General features: G+C 28.9%; 21 protein-coding genes. 3 read left to right on the plus strand and 18 right to left on the minus strand.

The window, feature by feature from the left end:
- The first annotated feature begins 2 nt into the window (after positions 1-2).
- Both bglX and ABY298_RS01075 read left to right on the plus strand, forming a co-directional pair.
- Positions 3-2,309, plus strand: a complete 2,307-nt coding sequence (gene bglX, locus ABY298_RS01070) for a beta-glucosidase BglX (protein ID WP_372744131.1) — start codon at positions 3-5, stop codon at positions 2,307-2,309.
- 70 nt (positions 2,310-2,379) lie between these two features.
- On the plus strand, positions 2,380-4,152 hold the full coding sequence (locus tag ABY298_RS01075; protein ID WP_372744133.1) for a discoidin domain-containing protein: 1,773 nt from the start codon (positions 2,380-2,382) through the stop codon (positions 4,150-4,152).
- Positions 4,153-4,875: 723 nt separating this feature from the next.
- Here the strand turns inward: ABY298_RS01075 and ABY298_RS01080 are convergent.
- From ABY298_RS01080 to ABY298_RS01100, 5 genes are all read right to left on the minus strand, one after another.
- Positions 4,876-5,013, minus strand: coding sequence for a hypothetical protein (locus ABY298_RS01080; protein WP_372744134.1), 138 nt, complete (start codon positions 5,011-5,013; stop codon positions 4,876-4,878).
- A gap of 34 nt (positions 5,014-5,047) precedes the next feature.
- Positions 5,048-5,194: a hypothetical protein gene (locus tag ABY298_RS01085; RefSeq protein WP_372744135.1), complete on the minus strand. Its 147-nt coding sequence runs from the start codon at positions 5,192-5,194 to the stop codon at positions 5,048-5,050.
- Between the two features lie 106 nt (positions 5,195-5,300).
- Complete coding sequence (locus tag ABY298_RS01090; protein WP_372744136.1) at positions 5,301-6,188, minus strand: viperin family antiviral radical SAM protein; 888 nt, start codon at positions 6,186-6,188, stop codon at positions 5,301-5,303.
- A 114-nt stretch (positions 6,189-6,302) separates the two neighbouring features.
- Positions 6,303-7,004 (minus strand): LytR/AlgR family response regulator transcription factor, encoded by a 702-nt coding sequence (locus ABY298_RS01095; RefSeq protein ID WP_372744137.1) that lies wholly within the window; start codon positions 7,002-7,004, stop codon positions 6,303-6,305.
- Positions 6,994-7,728, minus strand: coding sequence for a sensor histidine kinase (locus ABY298_RS01100; protein WP_372744138.1), 735 nt, complete (start codon positions 7,726-7,728; stop codon positions 6,994-6,996). The genes ABY298_RS01095 and ABY298_RS01100 overlap by 11 nt, the downstream gene beginning before the upstream one ends.
- Before the next feature lie 676 nt (positions 7,729-8,404).
- Between ABY298_RS01100 and ABY298_RS01105 the strand changes: the two genes are divergently transcribed.
- Positions 8,405-8,914 carry a hypothetical protein gene (locus ABY298_RS01105; RefSeq protein WP_372744140.1) on the plus strand — a complete coding sequence of 170 codons (510 nt, stop codon included), beginning with the start codon at positions 8,405-8,407 and terminating at the stop codon, positions 8,912-8,914.
- A 164-nt stretch (positions 8,915-9,078) separates the two neighbouring features.
- Here ABY298_RS01105 and ABY298_RS01110 read toward each other — a convergent pair whose 3' ends face one another.
- The 13 genes from ABY298_RS01110 to rhuM form a co-directional block, all read right to left on the minus strand.
- Positions 9,079-9,321, minus strand: a complete 243-nt coding sequence (locus tag ABY298_RS01110; RefSeq protein WP_372744141.1) for a hypothetical protein — start codon at positions 9,319-9,321, stop codon at positions 9,079-9,081.
- A 3-nt stretch (positions 9,322-9,324) separates the two neighbouring features.
- A complete protein-coding gene (locus ABY298_RS01115; protein WP_372744142.1) occupies positions 9,325-9,945 on the minus strand; it encodes a hypothetical protein in 621 nt (206 codons plus the stop codon).
- Positions 9,946-9,982: 37 nt separating this feature from the next.
- Positions 9,983-11,290, minus strand: coding sequence for a restriction endonuclease (locus tag ABY298_RS01120; protein ID WP_372744143.1), 1,308 nt, complete (start codon positions 11,288-11,290; stop codon positions 9,983-9,985).
- On the minus strand, positions 11,259-13,313 hold the full coding sequence (locus ABY298_RS01125; RefSeq protein ID WP_372744144.1) for an AAA family ATPase: 2,055 nt from the start codon (positions 13,311-13,313) through the stop codon (positions 11,259-11,261). The genes ABY298_RS01120 and ABY298_RS01125 overlap by 32 nt, the downstream gene beginning before the upstream one ends.
- Before the next feature lie 4 nt (positions 13,314-13,317).
- Positions 13,318-13,581, minus strand: coding sequence for a hypothetical protein (locus ABY298_RS01130; protein ID WP_372744145.1), 264 nt, complete (start codon positions 13,579-13,581; stop codon positions 13,318-13,320).
- 32 nt (positions 13,582-13,613) lie between these two features.
- Positions 13,614-14,954 (minus strand): hypothetical protein, encoded by a 1,341-nt coding sequence (locus ABY298_RS01135; protein ID WP_372744146.1) that lies wholly within the window; start codon positions 14,952-14,954, stop codon positions 13,614-13,616.
- A 130-nt stretch (positions 14,955-15,084) separates the two neighbouring features.
- The gene (locus tag ABY298_RS01140; RefSeq protein ID WP_372744147.1) at positions 15,085-15,810 is read right to left on the minus strand and encodes a hypothetical protein; all 726 of its coding nucleotides are present in this window, start codon (positions 15,808-15,810) and stop codon (positions 15,085-15,087) included.
- Positions 15,811-15,822: 12 nt separating this feature from the next.
- Positions 15,823-16,854 carry a retron St85 family RNA-directed DNA polymerase gene (locus tag ABY298_RS01145; RefSeq protein WP_372744148.1) on the minus strand — a complete coding sequence of 344 codons (1,032 nt, stop codon included), beginning with the start codon at positions 16,852-16,854 and terminating at the stop codon, positions 15,823-15,825.
- Positions 16,855-17,056: 202 nt separating this feature from the next.
- Positions 17,057-17,332 (minus strand): hypothetical protein, encoded by a 276-nt coding sequence (locus ABY298_RS01150; RefSeq protein ID WP_372744149.1) that lies wholly within the window; start codon positions 17,330-17,332, stop codon positions 17,057-17,059.
- Complete coding sequence (locus ABY298_RS01155) at positions 17,333-18,223, minus strand: hypothetical protein (RefSeq protein WP_372744150.1); 891 nt, start codon at positions 18,221-18,223, stop codon at positions 17,333-17,335.
- A gap of 17 nt (positions 18,224-18,240) precedes the next feature.
- A complete protein-coding gene (locus tag ABY298_RS01160) occupies positions 18,241-19,530 on the minus strand; it encodes a restriction endonuclease subunit S (RefSeq protein WP_372744151.1) in 1,290 nt (429 codons plus the stop codon).
- Positions 19,523-21,148, minus strand: a complete 1,626-nt coding sequence (locus ABY298_RS01165) for a class I SAM-dependent DNA methyltransferase (protein ID WP_372744152.1) — start codon at positions 21,146-21,148, stop codon at positions 19,523-19,525. Before ABY298_RS01165 ends, ABY298_RS01160 begins: the two co-directional genes overlap by 8 nt.
- Positions 21,149-21,284: 136 nt before the next feature.
- Positions 21,285-22,271, minus strand: a complete 987-nt coding sequence (gene rhuM / locus ABY298_RS01170; protein ID WP_372744153.1) for a RhuM family protein — start codon at positions 22,269-22,271, stop codon at positions 21,285-21,287.

A 22,271-nucleotide genomic window follows, 5' to 3' on the forward strand; every position in this document is an offset into this window, starting at 1 on the left:
AAATGAAAACAACTAAAATAATAAATACATTTTTAGGATGCCTATTATTAGCATCTTGTAGCCAAAATAATAGCGCAACTTCCAACCTCTACAGTCCTTTTGATGCAAAAGTTGATTCAATCTTAAATTTAATGACAATTGAAGAAAAAATTGGCCAATTAAATTTACCATCAGCTGGAGACATTACAACCGGCCAAGCTCAAAGCTCGGATATTGCTAAAAAAATAGAAGAAGGAAAAGTAGGTGGTTTATTCAATATAAAATCTGTAGAGAAAATTAAGGAAGTTCAAAGAATAGCCGTAGAAAAAAGTCGATTAAAAATCCCTTTACTTTTTGGTATGGATGTAATTCATGGTTACCGAACCACTTTTCCAATACCATTGGGATTGTCTTGCTCTTGGGATATGGAAATGATTGAAAAAACCGCAAGAATTGCGGCTATTGAAGCTAGTGCAGATGGATTAAACTGGACATTCTCACCAATGGTAGATATTTCTAGAGATCCACGTTGGGGACGAGTTTCAGAAGGCTCTGGAGAAGATCCTTATTTAGGAAGTGAAATCGCAAAAGCTATGGTTCACGGTTACCAAGGAGATGATTTAAGCGCCAACAATACCTTATTGGCCTGTGTAAAACATTTTGCACTGTATGGAGCTGTAGAAGCTGGAAGAGATTATAATACTGTTGATATGAGCAAAATTAGAATGTATAATGAATACTTACCTCCGTATAAAGCTGCTATTGATGCAGGTGTTGGTACAGTTATGGCTGCATTTAACGACGTTGATGGTGTTCCTTCTACCGGAAATAAATGGTTGTTAACAGATTTATTAAGAAATGATTGGAATTTTAATGGCTTTGTTGTTACAGATTATACTGGAATAAACGAAATGATTGAACACGGTATGGGCAATTTACAACAAAGCTCTGCTTTAGCTTTAAATGCCGGTGTTGATATGGATATGGTTGGTGAAGGATTTTTAACTACTGTAAAAAAATCAGTTGATGAAGGACTTATACCAATTGCGCAATTAAATGCTGCTGTTAAAAGAATTTTAATAGCAAAATATGAATTAGGATTATTTGAAAACCCTTATAAATACTGTGACGAAAACAGAGCTAAAACTGAAATTTACACACAAGAAAATAGAGATTTTGCCAGAAAAGTTGGAGCAGAATCTATGGTGTTATTAAAAAACAACAATGCCATTTTACCTTTAAAAAAATCTGGAACAATAGCTCTAATTGGTCCATTAGCTGACACTCCAGAAAATATGGCTGGTACTTGGAGCGTTGCCACTGTACAAAGTGAATCTATTTCATTTCTTGATGGAATTAAAACCGTAGCAGGAGATAAAGCTAAAATACTTTATGCCAGAGGTAGCCATTTAGATTATGATAAAGAGTTTGAAGCAATTGCAACAATGCACGGAAAGGCATTAAAAAAAGAGGATAGAACAAATGAAGAATTAAAAGCTGAAGCATTAAAAATTGCAGCACAATCAGATGTTATTATTGCAGCTTTGGGCGAATCTGCTGAAATGAGCGGTGAATGTAGTAGTAGAACAACTATTGAAATTCCTCAAGTTCAAAAAGACTTACTAAAAGCATTATTAAAAACAGGAAAACCAGTTGTTTTGGTACTTTTTACAGGAAGACCTTTAGTTTTGGTAGAAGAAAACAACTCTGTTCCTGCAATATTAAACGTTTGGTTTTCTGGAAGTGAAGCAGGACTTTCAATTTCCGATGTGTTATTTGGAGCTGTGAATCCTTCTGGAAAAATAACTGCAACTTTCCCTCGTAGTGTTGGACAAATTCCAATTTATTACAGCTATAAAAATACAGGTAGACCGTTATCAAATACCGAAGGAAAATTTGTTAAATTCCTTTCGAATTATATTGATGAAAGAAATGAACCTCTATTCCCTTTTGGATTTGGTTTAAGCTACACTAATTTTAAATATGACAATATTACTTTAAGTTCTCAAAAGTTATCTCAAAATGGCTCAATAAACGTTTCGGTTGAAGTTACCAATACAGGTAATTACAACGGGAAAGAAATAGTTCAGTTATATACTAGAGATTTGGTTGGCTCCATAACCAGACCGGTAAAGGAATTAAAAGGCTTTCAAAAAATAGATTTAAAGAAAGGTGAAACTAAAACCGTAACTTTTACTATTAAAGCTGAAGATTTAAAATTTTATAATTCCGATTTAAAATTCGTGAATGAACCAGGAGATTTTGAAGTCTTTATTGGAACAAATTCATCAGAAAACTTAAAATCTACATTTGAGCTTCTAAAGGACTAAAAATACTTTAACTTTTAAACATATTAATTACGGTTAATATGTTTAACAGTTACGTTAAAAAATTAATCACATGAATTCTAAAAATAATTCTTTTAAAATAGTTTGTCTAATTGTATTGTTTTTTTCAATAATTACTACAAAAGCACAACAAAAAACCTACTGTAACCCTATTAATATAGATTATGGATACACTCCTATTCCTAATTTTGCTGAAGAAGGTAAACACAGAGCAACTGCCGATCCGGTTATAGTAAATTTTAAAGGAAAATACTTTTTATTTTCAACAAATCAATGGGGTTATTGGTGGAGTGACAACATGTTACATTGGAATTTTGTAGCTAGAAAATTTTTATTACCTCAACATAAAGTTTACGATGAATTATGTGCACCAGCAGTGTTTGTAATGAAAGATGAAATGTATGTTATTGGGTCTACTCACGGACCAACATTTCCAATTTGGAAAAGTAAAAATCCTACAAAAGATGAATGGGAAATTGCTGTTGACTCCTTAAAAGTGGGTGCTTGGGATCCGGGATTTTTATACGATGAAGAAAAAGATAAATTATTTTTATATTGGGGTTCAAGCAATCAGTTCCCTTTGTTAGGTACAGAGATAAATACAAAAACATTACAATCCGATGGTTACGTTAAACCTTTAATTTCTTTACAACCTGATGCTCACGGTTGGGAACGTTTTGGAGAATATAACGATAATACTTTTTTACAACCTTTTATGGAAGGTGCCTGGGTAACCAAATACAACAATAAATATTATTTACAATACGGAGCACCAGCTACTGAATTTAGTGGTTATGCAGATGGCGTGTATGTTAGTAATAATCCACTTGAAGGTTTTGCATATCAATCACATAATCCTTTTGCCTACAAACCTGGTGGATTTGCAAGAGGTGCAGGTCACGGAGCAACATATCAAGATAATTTTGGAAAATGGTGGCATGTGTCAACCATAATTTTAGGCGTTAAAAACAATTTTGAACGAAGAATTGGTATTTGGCCTGCAGGCTTTGATAAAGATGATGTAATGTATTGTAATACTGCATACGGAGATTACCCAACATTTTTACCAAAAGAAAACGCCAATCATATTGACGGATTATTTACTGGTTGGATGCTATTAAATTATAACAAACCTGTACAAGTTTCATCAACTTTAGGAGGTTTTCAGGCAAATTTTGCTGTAGATGAACAAATGAAAACATATTGGTCTGCTAAAACAGGTAATAAAGGCGAGTGGTTCCAAACAGATTTAGGAGAAATTTCAACTGTAAATGCAATTCAAATTAATTATGCCGATCAGGATGCAGAGTTTCTTGGTAAAACAATTGGTAAGTTTCATCAATACATAATCTATAGTTCAAACGATGGAAAAAATTGGAAAGTTGCTATTGATAAAAGCAAAAACAAAACAGATGTCCCGCACGATTATATTGAATTAGAAACACCCATAAAAGCTCGCTATTTAAAATTAGAAAACATTGCTATGCCTACTGGTAAATTTGCGCTAAGCGGATTTAGAGTTTTTGGTTATGGAAATGGAATTAAGCCTAACCCTGTTGAAAAATTTATGGTGCTACGTGCTTCACCAAAACAAAGTGGTGAACGAAGAAGCTCCTGGATTAAATGGCAACAAAATAAGGATGCTGATGGTTATGTAATTTATTTTGGAAAGTCTGCTGATAAATTATATGGAAGTATAATGGTATACGGACAAAACGACTATTTTTTTACTGGAATGGACAAAGCTGACACGTATTATTTCCAAATTGAAGCATTTAACAATAATGGAGTTTCAAAAAAATCTGAATTATTCATGTCTGAATAACTAATTATTAAAAAAAGTATAGATCATTTTACAATAAGAACTTATCAAAACTAAAAGTACGATAAGTTCCAGTTTTGTCTTTTACTTTTACCAAATTTATATGATCTAATTCAAATTTGCATTTCAAAATTCATACTTAGTAGTATTAACATCCGTTAAAATTAAGAACTATCTAACTCTTCATTATTAAAATATACATTCGTTAACAAATGTTTTTTTTAACGACTTCGTTTAAACATAAAAAAAGCTTCACAAAAATGTGAAGCTTTACTTTGTAGCGGGAACAGGACTCGAACCTGTGACCTTCGGGTTATGAGCTCAAAGTAGCCATTTTTAGCAACCATTTTACTGGGCTCCCACGCTATTAATTTATCAAATCGTATGCAAAAACGTATGCAGTTTTAGTATTCTGATTTATAAATATTATTTACTCAAATATAAAAGAAATATGCTCTATTTCAAATATTATTTTATTTTAAATTTTTCTGAAATTTTAAGTCAAAATAACCGAAAAAATTAATGTATTTTTCCATTGTGCAATCTTTATAATTAAAAGTTAAGGTCAACTAAAAAACGTGCGCATTTACAATTAAATCAAAAAAAACATGCGCAATTATCTTTTTCCATAACTATCTAATCCTTCGATTACGATAAATTTGCCTTTTTAAATTATAAAACACCTAGCTAAAATGAGCTAGGTGTTTATTTTGATTATAGCTTTAATTATTTCTTAGCTTTTTCACCTTGATTTGGGTTCATTTGCTTCCCTCTATTTCCTTGGTTTTTAGAAAAGGTTTTGTTAGCTCCTGAAGTTCCTTTATTAGAATTATTTGCATTTGATTTTTGATTATTGTTTGACATAATAATTTAATTTTTATTTAATTAATTTTAATATTTACTTTTTGCCACTACCCTTTGAACTTGATGATCCTCTACCTGAACCTGATCCTCCTGAAGTTCTAGGAGAATTATTTGATCTCCCTCCTCCTGATGGGTTACCTGTTGTACTTGGTGCGTTTTTCATTCCGCTTGATTTTGCCATAACTATTAATTTTTAATTTACTTTAATACTTACTCCTGTTTTAAGTCTTTTTTCAGTTTATTCCGACTATTTTAATTTAGTTTTAATGGATAATATTGTATTTAACTTAAGCTACTTTCTCTCTCATTTTATTTTTATTCTCGTAATTATAATAGCCTCCTCTCTCAATAAATTTAGATTTGTCAAAATTTATTTGTTTTAAGGCCTGTGATAATCCAATTTTAATAATTGGTTCACTATATGTGTATGCTTTTCCTGTATTATCATAAAGTGTACCCTCAGGGCTAATCATAAGATAACTTCCCTTAATTAATTCAACTTTTTCAATTGCATTATTTATTGATAGCAATGCACTTCGGTTCCTGATTAAATATTTCTTAAATTGGGTGTCAGTTATTTCAAAATTGTCTTGAAACAAATCATTTTGACCATCTACTTTTAAAGCTTGTAGTACTTTCCATCTATCTGGTTTAACCGAAGAGATAAATGCATTCATATCTTCTTTCCAGTTATAATTAGAAACTACGGTGTTTATTTTTACACGAATATTCAACTGTTTTAGTTTCTCGATTAATTCGACAAAAAACGGCTCCGTAATTGCAGTATTTCCTCCATTAATGGCCCTACCTGATTTTATATTCAATTCATCATTAAGTGTGTCAATACTCAAAGCAACCCAATCTAAATAGGGCGCTAATTTTCTTAGCAATAGCTCTTCTGATAATTTAGCGCCATTTGTTACAATCGTGGTAATTAAACCTAATTCTTTTGCGTATTTAACAATTTCAGGAAGTTCTTTTATTAGTGTAGGTTCACCACCAGCAAAAGTGATTTTTGTGAAACCATTTTTAGCAATTTCTGAAATTATTTTTTTGGAATTTTCTAAATTGTGTTTTACAACGCCCAAATCATTAAAGGTTGCAAAACAGAATTTACACTTCATATTACAAGATTTTGTAAGATGATAATTGATACTTGGAATTATTGCATTCATAGCTGTTTGATTAAATGTTTAATCAAATTAACTAAGAATAATTACTTAAAAATTCAGAATGTAATGAATTGGTGTTTTTATGTAACCGTTTGGTATAAATGTGTAATTACTTATTTATTTTAAATGTGGTTTCGCCTTAAAAAATGATTCTTTAAACTTATCTGTCAGGCTCAATTCTATTGTTTTCCCATTGTAGTTAACACCTATTAAATCTGCACTAATAAGTTTGGTTGCATATTTAATATTTACTGTGTTCTGTGGGTTTATTTGTAGAAAATTATCAGATAATTCAGATTGAATCGTATCCCAATTTATATTTTTCGCAATTGTACTTTTCCCATTGGAAAAATATATTTCTTTATCCCTTCCAACTGCTTTCATATAAATAATATCTTCTTGCTTAATTTCTTCTTTTGTTGATGTGTCTGTTTTTAGAACAATAAAATCTGATTGCCTATTCTTTAAAGCTAATAAGGCTCTTTCGATTGCCTCCTTTAATCTACTTTTTCTAATTGGCTTTGGCACAAAGTCAATTGCTCTAACATCATAAGTTTCAAAAGCTAGATCTTTTCGTCCAGATACAAAAATCACCAATTTGTCCTTAAGTTTTTCAGCAACCTCAATTCCAGAAATTGCCATTTCAATATCTAAAAAATAAATATCTGATTTTAAATTATCAAATTCAACCAAAAGTTCATCGGGATCTAAAAAGGCTCTTTCAATATTCAACAAGTTTAATTCTTCAATATTATTTTTTAAAAAAGCTAATGCATACTCTTCATCATCAAGAATAACACAGTTAGGTTTAGCTACCATAAATAGTTAGTTTTAAATTTGCGGAATATACATTCTCAGAAATTGAATAATCATATTCATAATTATTTTTATAAAGTATTTCTAATCTATCCTGAAAATTTGCATTTCCCAATCCACCTTTTTTTATTGATGGTTTTTCTGATAATTTATTTCTTACAGAATAAATAAGTGTATTGTCATCAAGTGTATCAATAGTGATTTGAACAAATGCTCCTGAAGAATTTAAATCTCCATGTTTGAAAGCATTCTCAATAAAATGAGCAAAAACTAAAGGAGCTATTTTTTTGCGATCCCCCCATTTTTCTAAATGATTTTGATCTATTGATTTAATTACATTTACTGTAGGACTTAACCTTAAGCTATAAAGCTTAAGATATTGGGTAGCAAAAGAAATTTCTTGCGCCAATGGAACAAATTGATTTTTTGCATCATATAACATGTAATCAAAAATATCAGATAAGCTATGGACAGAATCATATGCTTGTTTTGATAAATGCTCTATTGTTTGAAGCGTGTTTTTGAAAGAATGTGGATTTAAAGAAAATCGTAAATTTTGAATTTTTTGTTTTTCTAATTCTATCGCTGTTTTTTTTGCTTTTTCATTTGCCTTTTCTCTTTCCTTTGCCTCACTTAAAAAATTCTTTTTCAGTTTAAAATTTCTTAGAAGAATTAAAACTATTATAATAAGTAAAGTAATAATTAACAATTCAGAATTACCTTTCATTCTTATCAATATTAATGTAAATCATAAATGCAATTTTTCTACGAATATATTTGAATCACTTATAAAAACCAACACTTTTAATTAATTTAGAATGATTTCAGATACTACCTAATTTGTTTGAATAATTGTTTTATATCAGAAATATTTTCTAATTACAAATCTATAAATTTTGCTAAATGGGGTATAAATTTTATACGGATATTTTGATTTTCAAAATCTTTACCCTAGCAAATTAACTCGGTTTGATTTTTACAAAAAGTTTTATCATCCTATTAAGTAATGTTATAAAATTCTTATAAGCTCTTGTTCTTTCGTCCATAATCTTTATGAGATCATAATAAGTCTAATTTTAGATAATAAGTATTTTTAATTAACTAATCATCATTTAGTTATAATCTTTGAAAATTATTATAATAAATCAGCTCCTATTTGTAATATTAAGTGCAATGCACCTAAAACCTTTTTAGTTGTGAGCACTACTGTTACTTAAACAAAGATTTCTATATACAAATACCCCTTAGCTAAAAATGAATTAGGACTGGGGTAAAATAGATACTAATAATAGTTTCTAAATGAAAAAATATTTATATTTAGCTTATCATTTATAACATCTAAATTTTAACTGTTTTTTGAATGCTTACAACTTTTTTTAATAAAAAATTATAGATTTTAACAAATGGAAACCTTCATTATTATTATAATTGTATTTATTCTTATTGGTTTTATAATCTATTCTCTTAAAGTTGAGAATAAATCAAATTGGCAAACTCAAAAACGTGACATTCAATTTATTGACGATTCTATAGATTTTATATCTTCAAACGCCAACAAAGTTAAAAAAAGAGTTAATCAAAAAATAAGTAATGCTTATATTACTGGTTGCTCCTGGATGTTGATTAATGAATCTAAAACAAGTATACTTTATACATTTAGAAATAATAATGAGCTTCTAATAACTACAAATGGGATAGTTGAAAAGTGCACTTATGAGCTTATAGTTGATAACCAGAGTATATTAATTACAAAACAAAATCTAACAGAACATTTTATTATAATAAATGCAAAAAATGACTTTTTATTTATTTCAAAAATGTCTACAAATGAAATTCTAACATTTGCAAACTTCACCAAATTTAAAGATTCTCTTCTATCTACAATAAAACAGGAAGCATCACAATATTTATAATTGCAATAATATTCAATAGCTGATTCAATAGAAGTTTACATTTTGGTCAAATTAATTTTACTTCATAGGTTTTTCATCCTTCTTCATTCTTTACTAAAATATCCAAGGCTGCAATGACACCATTGAATTGAAAGGTTGCTTCGTAAATAATTTGTTCTACATTTTTATAACTCTAATGTTTTTAATACCGATTTAGCCTTTTCGTAATAATTCTCTGGAGAAGCGTCAACTCCTCCAGGAAATAATCCTTGTGCTAATAAACCAACATTGGTTCCTTGATTAAAAATTGCTTGTAACTGTGGAGAAGTTTCATCTCTTAAATTGTAATTATTTTTGTACAAATACAATGATATTTCACATTGTAAACCTCTTATAAATGTTGATTTTGATAGGATGACCTTTTCCATATATTATGAATTTATTTTACTTTTTAAAAACATATTATATTCTGGCCAATTTTTCAAATTGTATTTGAAATGACGGTAAAATGGAATGATTTCTCTTTCAAATAAATTATCATCTTTTTCAATTGATTTACAATTGGCATATAGTTCAGATGCTATAATTTTCTTTGCAGGATTATTTAGGGCTGCACTTAATATAAATTCTGTTGTAATAAATATTGGAATCGATTTATCAAACTTTTCGTTAAGTTCAGCTTTTAAAAATGGAATCCAATATTTACGAGCAATAGTTACCCAATCTTTATTTTGACTAGTTTCACACTTAAAATAGTTTCTACATACATTTTGAACATATACATTAGCAACTGAAAGACCCACAACTTGCTTTATATTATTATTGATTCCATTCCAATAAGGCGAATACTTCAAATCTAAACCAAAAACTTTTTTTATCTCTACTGGATTCCCATTAACGATATGTGTTGGATCTGCCCCCAAAATTATCGCTTTAATTGACTTTGGATCAATTAATGACAAGTCAGGATGTGGACTTGGTATTGGGAAACTAACATCAATTAAATTAGGATAATTGACAACAAGATGATTTAGAATTTCACTTTGGTTCATTTGATATTCATTTTAATTTTTAATAATGACCTCTATATTATCTATTATTAATTTTAATAACTGGAATTGGAATACCTATTTTTTTAAACTGAACAAAGGAGCCGACATCTTCTGAAAGTTTAAGATCAATTTTGAAATCTAAGTTTGAATTTTGAATATTTAAAGGATAGATAATAGTACAATCAATTATCACATTTTTTTCTTTTATTCCTAATTTACTAAATGCCTTTTCATCACGAGCATAAGCACTCAATTGTCTAATATTATCAATATCATACTTACCATCTGAATTATATAGAGTTTTATATTTTGCATCTAGAATGCATTTTTCACCTTCCTTTGTAATTAAATAATCAGGTAATCCATAATTTAAATTAGCTTCTTTTGCACCATATAGTAATTCATTGCCATAAATATCTTTTAATAAACCATAAACATACAATTCAAAAAGTTTACTCATATCAATCCAAAATGGAGGCGTTGTTATTGTTTTTTGTTGTGTATTAGAAATATTATAACCGAATCTTTTAAGAATTAATTTTGCCAAACGTATAGCTTCCTCATATTCTTTATAAAAGACATTTGTTTTGGTATATTTCACATCATGAAGACTTACTTCATCAGAAACAAATTCAAAAGCTGGATTGATATAATTGAATATATTGGTGGTATATTTTTCATTTTGAAGGTTTTTAATATTTGGTAAATACCGCTGAATAAAAACTAATGCTTTTTTTAGCAATCTGTTTTCTAAGTTGTTAAATCCCAATTCTTCATAATTACAATACGTATGTATTGTTTTGTTTTTAACTAGGTTATGTTTGATCGTTTGACTTACTAAAACTTTACCTTTTACTTTTGCATTTAGGTTACTTTCTACTTTGTAAAAAGATTTCTTTAAACCTTTGCGAACTATTTCCTTAACCAAGCGCAAATATTGAACAACCAAAAATGGAGTCAATAAATCTTGTTGTTGAGATATTGCTATAGGTGTTTTATCCCATTTAATTTCAAATAAATCATCGGTGTGTTTGGCTACTTCTTGATGCTTTAATGCTGAAAAAAGCATTTTAAGACAATCTGTTTGTTCTTTTGAATTGTTATTTAGTTTCGGCTCTACAAATATGGCTTTCTTATTTGTAATCCAATCAACTCCAATATAATAGTTTGTATATACTTTCCTAGTAAGAACATTAATTTCAAAGCACACTGCCTCTTCATTTTGTAAAAACAGAATAGGTTTTGGTATTTCAGGAACATCACATTCTTGAGCAACATCATTATAATAATAATTATGATGCTCAATAAAATGACTATTTTGTGAAGTCTTTAGAAATAAGCTCATCCATTACTTTTTTTACTTGTTCTGTTTCATTCAAAATACCATCCTTGATATACTCTTTAAGTAAAGGAATAATCTCGTATTTTAACTTCATGCTTAAGATTGGTTTTGCTTTATCAGCATCTTCATTTTCATTACTATTATTTTTTTTACAAATAAAATAACTATGACCAATCCAAACATCTTCAGGTCTAAAATCAGAAGCTAATGAATCTGACTTTTCAATATTATTAGGTATCATTGTACCGTCAAAATCTTTAATAAATAAATTAGATATTTTAATAAATTCATCTTTAATCAATGGATGTACGGGTTCTATTTCAGGCAATACATCAACAAATGCAAAACGTCTTTTTATTGCGTAATCGATGTGTCCAACACTACGGTCGGCTGTATTCATAGTTCCAATAATAAAAAGATTCGTAGGTAGCATCAATGTATTATCCCCTTCTAAATCTTTCTCATTTTGTTTTATTGCATACATACTTTCTACAATCGCTTCTTTTTCATTTTGCTTTTCTTCATCATATCGGTATTCTAAAGCGTAAATTAATTCTCCTAGCACCGATGATAGATTGGCTCTATTAATTTCATCTATAATCAACACATAATTTGTTGTGGGATTTTCTAAAGCTTTTTGAGCAAAATTGGCTATTGTTTTATTTACTACTTTGTATTCAACTTGACTTTTTTGATTTGATTCCACCACAATACCTCTAACAAAATCCTCGTAGGTATATGCTGGATGGAACTGTATGAGTTTAGTTTCTCCTAATTCATCAACTACATTGATCAAAACTTCATTAAATTGATTTTCTTTTATTTTAAATTTATTGTACATGTGACTCATCAAATCAAAACTTGAAATTTCACTTGAATGGTTTGACTTTAATTTATAAAAGACACTGTTTATTTTTTTATTAATTTCTAAATCATTTAATCCTTTTGTATTTATCTTAAAAACTTTTGCTATGGAACTTAAATGGGTTTGACTTAAAATTGGAAAGTATTTTTCTGGATAATAACTGTTCAATATTTTTAGAATAAAACTAAACCTGAATAAGTCTCTTGCTTTATTATAATCTTCATTTTCAATCAACTCTGTTAATGCAATTTGAATATCATTGAGTAATTCATCTGGTGATTTAGAGGTGCTTTTATATGCGTCATCTTCTTGACTATAATATACCCCATAAACGTTAGCACCTGCTTGACCTGGTGAAAATCTTCCTAAATCTTTTAATCCTCTTTCAATCCAGTAACAGAAGCTTGTTGTTGAACCTTTACCTAAACAATATTGATCCAAACTCATTTTTCTAATTTTTTCTAAAGGAAATTCATTTGTGAATTCTCTTAATAGATTAGATTGATATAAGTTGCTTTCTTTTACTTTTTTTGATCTTTTAAAGTTTTTAATATACCAGTCAATATATTCTACTGGGGTCAATTTCACCTCTGATTTAGTTAACTCGTGAGCTAACATTTTTGCCAATCTAGTTTTTCCGGTACCAGGAGGACCTTGAAGAATGATTTGTTTTTTATATTCGAGTAAATCTATTTTGCCTTTCATGTTTTTAGTTTCCTTTTCTATCCGTAATTCGTTTTTAATAGTAATAAACAGCTGTGAATCATTATTGATTTTTTTAATTTTTTTAATAGAAAAATCGATTTCTAATGGTTTAACAGTACCATACTGACTCCCGCCTAAAGTTGCATCTTTCATACCATAAATACCGATACCTTCAGATGGATTTGAAATATCATGAAAAAACCATTCCTTTACAGGAGCTAACAAATTCCATTCCTCATCAGTTGTCTTTTTTATATCTAAAGCTTCCCCATAGGCAATAAAATTACCTCTATATTTCAAGAGAAGGATATCCTCTTTCTTTATATTGAGATAATCGCCTTTTTGCGAAGTGTTTTCATGTAAAACAAATGCTTTTTTATCTATTATTCGTTTTAGATTATCTTCATCATAATGTTTATTTTCTTCACCAACACTGCAAGAGTAGAACTTTCTCATCCATTTAAATTTTTATCGCATTAAAATACCAAAACCTATTCACTTCCTTTCTTTCAACACTAACTTGAGGCAATAAATAAAGCAAATCATCTTCATCAAGCTCTCTCAATAAATTCCTTAAGGGTAATCCTGATCTATGATCTTGGTTAAAAAAACTTTTTTCAACTAAAATTGGCATTAAATCTTTGGGTTTGGCATCTTGTAATCTTTCTTCCTCTAAGAATTTTTGAATAACATAACCCATTTTTATTATTTCTGATTTTTCCATTGGCAATATTTTATATATTTTCTTTATAAATATTATTTAACTTCTGGGTCAAATATTATTTGTTGTTTTTTTACAATTCTATTCATACGCTTTGCATGTTTTTTTAAAAATGAATTACAACGATATTGTTTAATGAAATTTTTAGGTATATATAATTTAACTTCATTCAAAAACTCTTTGTGCTTTTTTGCTCTCTCTCGTAGTTTATCATTTAATCTCTTGATTAACAGTTTTTCTTTAGATTTGGTTAAATTTCCACTAGCTCTCAGAACAATTTTAGGACCAACCATTTTAGCACTAAATAATTCTATACCTTCAAAAACAATATCTAAAATCAAATTTGCTTGAAGTTCTTCATAAGTCTCAAAGATTTTTTTAAAATTATTAATATTGTGCTCTTCTAATGCTCTAATAGCTAAATTCTTAATAATAGGTTCTACATCATTTATAAAAGTATGGTAGGATAAAATATAATTTGCATATGCAATACAAATTTGTTGAAATGAAGGTTTACTAATAGCCGTTAAAACAATTTCAGTTTGTTCATTTCTCTTATAGGCTTCAAAGTACTCTTTTTCTGCATCTATATAATTTTTGAATGCTTTTAGGTTGGGTATTTCACTTTTTGAAGCTTCAATAAGAAAGTATCTACTCTTTTTCCTTAATGAAGTCCATTGATTCCTCACCTCATTAATATTTTTCCTGAATAATTTACTTAAATTTGTTATAAAATTATATTCATCTAAAATATCATAAACTAAATCAGCCTCTGAATCTGTTAGCTCTTTGTCACTAGACATTAAAGTGTGAAATTTCGCAAACTTAGGATGAGATTGGTACCCTAATTCTTTTAGTCTAGTTTCATATAATAAATCAGTTATCTCAACTAATGTTGACCAATTATGATGCTCGGTAGTTCTAATCTGAATTTCTATCCGTTTCCCTGTGGTTTTATCTTTTATATAGATATGAACGCCCCTGTAACCAATTTCTTTTGGTTTATTAACATAGTCTCTTAGTTTTCCACTTTGTTCAAATTGTTCTTGTATTAATTCTAGTGCTTTGTAAATCTCTCTATTATTTTCAAAAATCAATCGTATTCCTGCAATATCTCCCATTCTATATAGGCTCATTTCAGGTTCTCGTAATACTTTATTAATTATTGTACTAATTCGTTTTAACCTAAACGCTACTATAGCCGACTGTCTAACGTTGTTTTTAATTTGAATAATTTTACTAAACGTATCAGTTAGTGGTGTAGAAAAAGATGTTCTAAACTCCTGTAATAAAATTAAATCATCAGGACTTACTTTACCTTGAGCCCCTTGTATACGTTGTCCTAATCTTTTTATATCTCCATTTGTATACGTCATAACTATTCTAATATTTTCATTAATTGATATAGCTAGAAAATGATTTTAAAATCTGTTTTAGTAGCGAGTAGCGCCCCATCTTTTACAACATCGTTTATTTCTTTAATTTCACTCATAATCTCAACTTTTATTAGATTATTATCTTTCCCCATTTATCTTCCAAAGGAACTTTTGATACTAGAACACTTTCAATATTATCAATAGTAAAACAATTTTTATCACTTGTTAAACTATTTTCTCTTATAATACGGTGAATTAAAAATGGCTTTCCATTATTATCCTTTTTTTCCTCAAGTGAAAGAATAATCAGTTGAATATATTTATCCCCATTCCATTTTTTATTATGAGCCACAAATGAATTTGAAAATTTATTTAAAACACTTTTTAGCGTACCATTATCTGTATTTTTAAGTAACAGAATAAATGCACCATTTTGTTCTTCATGAATTAACTTTAAAAGATCTTTTGAAATATTTTTTTTAGTGGCGTTTTTGTGCTTAAATTCTATGTTTAAAATTCTTTTATAAAATTCTTTTTCATTTTCAAAAACGCACATATCAAGTAATGCAGATTGTCCTTTATCAACATCATCACCAACCTTTATTTGATTAGGTTCATTTGTAAAACTATATTTATTTACAGTTGGAGTTTCAATAGAATAAAATAAACTGGTGTAATCTTTTATAAATACTTCAATAAATAATTGTTTAAGTTCTTGTTCTGAAATTCTTTTAACATCGCTTTTGGAAGGAAAAATAAGTTGCCCGCTTGAAACAAAGCTATTTTTCTCATAACCAATATTTTTTAAACGTTTTAAAACTTTTTTACATATTTCAACAATTTCTTTATTTTCCATTTTTTTTTAATATCAACTTTCAGCGAATTCTTTATACATTTTTTTTATTTCCTTAATGGATTGTAAAACGAATTCATTTTTTGGTTCTATTTGTTTCCAATAACTCAATCTCCCTAAAACTCTGTCAATATAATAAAGGTCATTATACCGTTCAGTTTGAGCTAGTATCCCATGTTTTATCAGAAAGTAAACTTCACTTTTAATTTCTCTACGTTTAACTTTTGGAAGCCTAATATTATCTTTACTAACAACAATACCTGTTACTATTTTCCTATGTTCTTCTCTATATTTTTTAGTTTTAGCACTATTAATTTTAAAACCAGAATCTTGAATATTCCTTATAACAAGATTTTGAAAATCGGCAGTTATTGCTTCACCTGAAAAAACTATATCATCAGCATAGCGAGTATATTTAATGCCGTTGTTTTTTGAGAAATTACAAAGCCTTTTATCTAAAGTATTTAAAATAATATTACTAATTATTGGGCTTGTAGCTGCTCCTTGTGGTAAAGCCCCATCAAGACAACATAATTTAGTTAAATAACCTGCTATTTCTTTACTGTACCCAACTCTATTAAATAATTCTCTAACCCTAGGTATTTTAATATTAAAAAAGAAGTCTTTTAGATCAATTTTGAGCATTTCTTTACAACCAATATGTTCGTTGGCATTTAATGCTACATTTCTTTTTTTTACATATGCAAAAGCCGCATTATGAACTTCTAATTGAGAGAAAATATGCTCTGATATCCATTGCTGTATCTCTAAAAGAGATTGATAGGGGGTAACTATATCTCTATAGCCTCCTCTTTTTTTTGGTATTCTAAATTCTCTATAAAAACTTTTAGGACTATGAATCATACTAGCTATAATCCCCTCTTTTATTCCTAGCAGCAGAGAAAGATGCTTAAAATCTAAAATTACAGGTACATTATTTTTATACGCATTTTTAACTAGAGTTAATTTCAACTTTTTTTCATCTTCTGAGACTACTTTTTTTTCAATTAATCCCTCCCAATCAGATATTTCATATTGATTTTTCATAGTTTAAATAAAGAGAAAGGATTACACGATTGCACTTTTGCGATCTATCTAATAAAACATCAAATGGATAAAACAGCCTAAGCATACCAAAGGCGACTACACCTTTTCCTAATGTTTTTCATAATATTATATAAAGAGTATAATTTTCCTTATATAACTGAGGCGACTACACCTCATTTGCTAATCCTCTCTCTTTAGTTTTTTAAATATACGGTTTATTTATCTCTTGTTTACTTGTTTTCATATAATCGGGAACATCTTTTTTTCTTCTTAGTTTATTTCGTGCTTCTATTAAATCTTTGTTTTTTTTTATAGTAATAATTACACCTTCATCCCAATCAACCTCAATTAATTTTTCTTCAATTAATTTGTTTAATTGAGTAACTAAATCTACAGGTGTAAATTGTTTCTTTAAAGAAATTATTTTAATATTATTATTGTTTATAATAATATCATAAAGTTGTTTTTTATCAATCATTTATTGCATACGATTAAACATTGTTTTTCTTTTACTATTATTCTTATATCTAGACCACCAAAATATAGGAAAAACATTATTCGGTATGTTATTTCTTGTCCATGAATAAAGTGCTTCAGAACCGCCCCATCCAAGAGAATATTCACTCAATTTCTTCTTATTTAAATAATCACTTAGAATAGATTCCATTTTTTTAACCTTACCTCTAACCTTATCTCTTTTTGAACAATCATAAGACAAGTCAACCCCTTTTTCCAACTGAAGACAAGTATAATAAACTCTATTTTTTTCTTTTAAAAAATTAAACCCTGATTTCATACCTGCAAGTGAAAAAAAGTATACTTCAGCATCAATATTTAATTCTTCTAAATCTTGTTTATAATGCTCAATTCTTGAATTTGCAGTCCCTCCCGTACCGACAAAATCATCAATTAAAATAATTTTATCTATTTGTGAAGGTTTCTTTATTGATCTAACTTTTCCATTTAAAAAGATTTTAGATTCTTCAATATTAGAAAATAGCTCAAGTGGTCCCCATTCATCATTAATACCTCTTAATATTCCTTTTAAAAAATTTATAAAAATTTCTGACCCATCAGGGGATGTTCCTATTTTAGTTCCTACAAAGAAACAATTTTCAGGCTTTAATTCCCACTCCTTTATAATTTTAACAAGAGCTTCCTCACAAAATATTTCAGCATCTTCATTAGATAAGTAATTAAAGTTTGATATTAGTTCTCTAATAATGAGCTTTTCTTCTTTATCAAAATCATACCAAAGATTTTCGAACCCTTTAAAATTAGTTTTATGTCTTATCCATTCATTTTTAGAATAAATTTTTGCTAATTCTAAATAATCAAAGTCTGTATAATTCTTATTTTCTAACTCCATGCGATTAAATAATCAAATTAAAACTTATTATAAACTTCTCCATCCTCCGCAACCATACCCAACTGTTCTTTTACATTCGTAATTGGTAATTCTTTATTCGTAATTGACACTTGCCCATTCATTAACATTGGTAATAACCAATCTCGTAACTCGGAAAGTTTTTGGTTTTCTTTTTGAATTAAATTAATTTTACTAAAAATTGGATTAATATTTTTATTAAATGACTCAATTATTTCTTTAGTCTTTGGTAAGACTATTTTGAGGTTATTTAAAGTTGCTTGATTTACATTCTTCAATATTGTCCCTCCAGAACCATTTTTTATTAATTCTTCAATCGACTTTAAATAAAAGAATATTGGATTCTTTTGATCTAAATCTTCTAACTCATAGTGAATTGCAAACCCACAGTACAATGTATTTTCTTCAAAATCTGCAATTAATCTTGTCGCACCAGGTATTCCACTTCTTGCAATTATTATACTGCCTTTATGAACAGCGTATTTTCTAACATCATTTTTACTTAAATAAATAATGTCTAAATCTTCATTTTTTAAAAAGTAACTACTTTTGCTAATATTTCTAACGTTTATTATAGGACAAGCTATTTCTCCTGGATTTGATGGGTCATAATTAACGCCGTTTTTAAAATTTCCCAAATTACCAAGAAGATTACAACTCCAACCCTCAGGAATCTCTCGTTTCAACACTTCATTATAAACTAGTTGACCGCCTGAACTTTTATAAGGTTTTCCGTTAGCATCTGGAAAATCAAACTGTACAAACCAATAATCGTAAATGGTTTTTGCCATTGCTTCTAATTCTTGGTTTATTTTGTTGTTGATTTCTATTTTGGCATCTAAATCGGAAAGGACTTTGGCTATTTGTTTTTGTTCTAATTTATTATGAATTTTTAAAGGAATAGAATTCAAATTATCTTTTGTAAGTTTTGGTTGAGCAGAACCTGTAACAAATGGCTTGAAATTCATAAGATTAAGATAATAACAAAGATATTTAGTGTTATTGCCATCTTTCCCTTTAATTATATGTGCATGATTATTAACCCAAAATTTCCCATTCACTAAATTACAAACATTACTATTTTGTGATTTTAAATTTTCTCCATCTTCAGCAACAAGAATATATTCTCCATCAAACAAAAAATCATCAACATAATCAATTATACTTTGCGCTCCATAATATGGAAATATCTTTGCTAGATCTTTTCTTTGTTTAGAAGATAAAGGCACTCTAATGTTATCAAAGTTTTCGGCAACTTCTTCAACGGTAGTTGTTATAAACTTATTCATACTTCAACCCTTTCAAATTATTCTGAATCTCTTTTTCCAAACTTTTACTTTCAGCAAACAGTGTTTCTAAATTGCTTTCAAAAGCATTTATCTTCGTTGTAAATTCTTCCGCAGAAATATCTACATATTCAATTTTAACTTCAAAATATTGTCCAGCACTTAAGCTGTAGTTTTTGGTTTTAATTTCATCATAAGAAACCACCACAGAAAAATCGTCAACGGCAGTTTTTGCATTAAACGCATCAATAATTTGCTGTTCTTCCGCAGTACTTAACAATGTTTTTTGGTTTTTGCCATCTTTTACTTTGGTTCCTAAATTAGAGGCATCAATTAACACTACGTCTTTAGTATTTGCTTTGTCTAAAAACAAAATACTTACGTTGGTACCTGTAGTTGCAAATATGTTACTTGGCATACTAACTACACCTTTTAACATTTTACTTTCTACCATTTTTTCACGTATTTTTTTATCAATACCACTTTGTGCGGTAATAAAACCCGTTGGTACTACAATGGCTGCTTTACCTTTGGCGCTTAAGCTGTGCATTATATGCTGTATAAACAACAAATAAATAGCCATAGATTCTTTTTTGCTTTTAGGAATATTTGGTATGCCTGCAAAAAAGCGTTTTTCGTTGGCTTTGGTGTCTAAATCTGCGCTATAATCGCTAAAATCTAACTTAAACGGTGGGTTAGATACTATATAATCAAACTGTTCTAACTGTCCGTTTTCTTGTTTGTGATACGGATGTAAAATGGTATTGCCCTGTATAATATTTTGTATGGAATGTACCAGGTTGTTTAAAATAAGATTCAAACGCAACAAGGCAGATGATTTTTGAGAAATATCTTGCGAGTAAATGGTACATTTATCTTCGCCAATGGCGTGTGCAATATTCATTAACAAGGTACCAGAACCTGCACTAGGATCGTAACACGTTACATTGTTTACGTTGGTGTCTGTTACTAAACAAGCTGCCATAATTTTGGCTACTGCGTGTGGTGTAAAATACTCGGCATATTTACCGCCACTGTTGGTATTGTAATCTTTAATTAAATACTCGAAAATTGCTGCAAAAAAGTCGAACTTTTGGGTAAAAATATGTTCAAAACTAAAACCAACCAATTTATTAACCAATGCTTTGCAAAAAGCATCTCTATTGTCGGTTACATATTTACTTATGTTTTCAAACAGCGTTACTTTTTCGCCTCCTTGTGTCAATACCGAGAAAATATCGTTGTTAGCTCTGGCAACATCCAGTAATGTTTCATCAAAAATATCGGCAAACTTTGCTGTATTTTGTTGTTCAAACAGTCTTGATAATAAATTTTTAGGTGCAAATTGCGCTGTGTTTTGGCTAATTTGCATTCCTATCAACTCTAATTCATCATCTGTATAGTTGGCTAAGGCTTTGTCAAAATCTTCTGCAGTTGCTAAAGCAGGTTCCAGTTGCTTTAATTCATACACGTATTTATCGTTTAAAAACTTGTATAAAAAAACTTGGGTAATTATTTTAAATTCATTTCCATCATTTCCTAAACCGTAGTTTGCACACACGCTTTTTAAATCATCTATCAGTGCTTTGGTTTGGGTTTCAAATTTTGCAGTATCTGTCATTTATTAATTCTTTTCTATTTTTTATTAAAAAAATCTCGTCAACCTGAACTTATTTTAGGTTCTCATAATGGTTGGCTATCATTATGATGAGATTCTGAAACAAGTTCAGAATGACGAATAATTTACTTTTTTATTCTCAATTACTTTTATTTCTATTTAGCACACTAATTACTAAACGTTTTACGGTTTCCATTTCTTCTGGTTTACTAGAAGCTGTGAACAGTGTTAAACTTGCTAAGGTATCGTTACTAATTATGGGTTGATTTTGGCTGTTAAAAAGCATCTTATTTTGCTGTAAAAACTTCAAAAAACAAGCTGCTGCAATACGTTTATTACCATCTACAAACGAATGGTTTTTTACTACTAAATATAAAAGCGTTGCAGCTTTTTCTTCAATTGAAGGGTAAAAATCATTTGCATCAAATCCTTTTTCAATTTGAGCAATAGAACTTTGAAAACTTTTATCTTTTTCTTTACCAAAAACTCCTGAATCAAATTCAGTTAGCATTTGGTTAATAAGTTCTTGATAGTCGGCTAAACTTGGGTAATCGGTTTCTTTTGTAGTTAAACCTTTTGCGTCTAATTCTTCGTGATCATAATCATCTAATAAGCTTAAACCATTCGCAAAAATAGAGAGCCATTCATTCTCCGCTGTTTTTTCTTCTATAGCTCTGCTTAAAATGTGAATACCGTTTTTTAATACTTGTACTTCTTGTTCTTTTTGCGCTAAACGTTTTTGGTTAATAGCATACCCTTGAACTAAATAGTCTTTTAAAATGCTATTTGCCCATATTCTAAATTGTGTACCTCTTTGCGATTTAACTCTATAACCTACAGATATTATTACGTCTAGGTTGTAATATTTTACTTTTTTTGATTGACTTTTCCCTTTTATAGCACCGTGTTGAGTGGTGTGCTCAAAATACGAGCATACCTCTTTTTCAAATAATTCTTCTTCTTTAAAAATATTTGAAATATGCCTTGTAATTGTTTTCCTATCTCTATCAAACAATTCAGCCATCTGCTTTTGACTTAACCAAACCGTTTCATTTTCAAGCATCACAGAAACTTCAACTTGATTGTCTTTAGCTTGAAATATTTTTATTTGATTTTGTACTGTCAT

It is taken from the genome of Lutibacter sp. (assembly GCF_041596795.1).
In the GTDB taxonomy this organism is placed as follows: Bacteria; Bacteroidota; Bacteroidia; order Flavobacteriales; family Flavobacteriaceae; genus Lutibacter.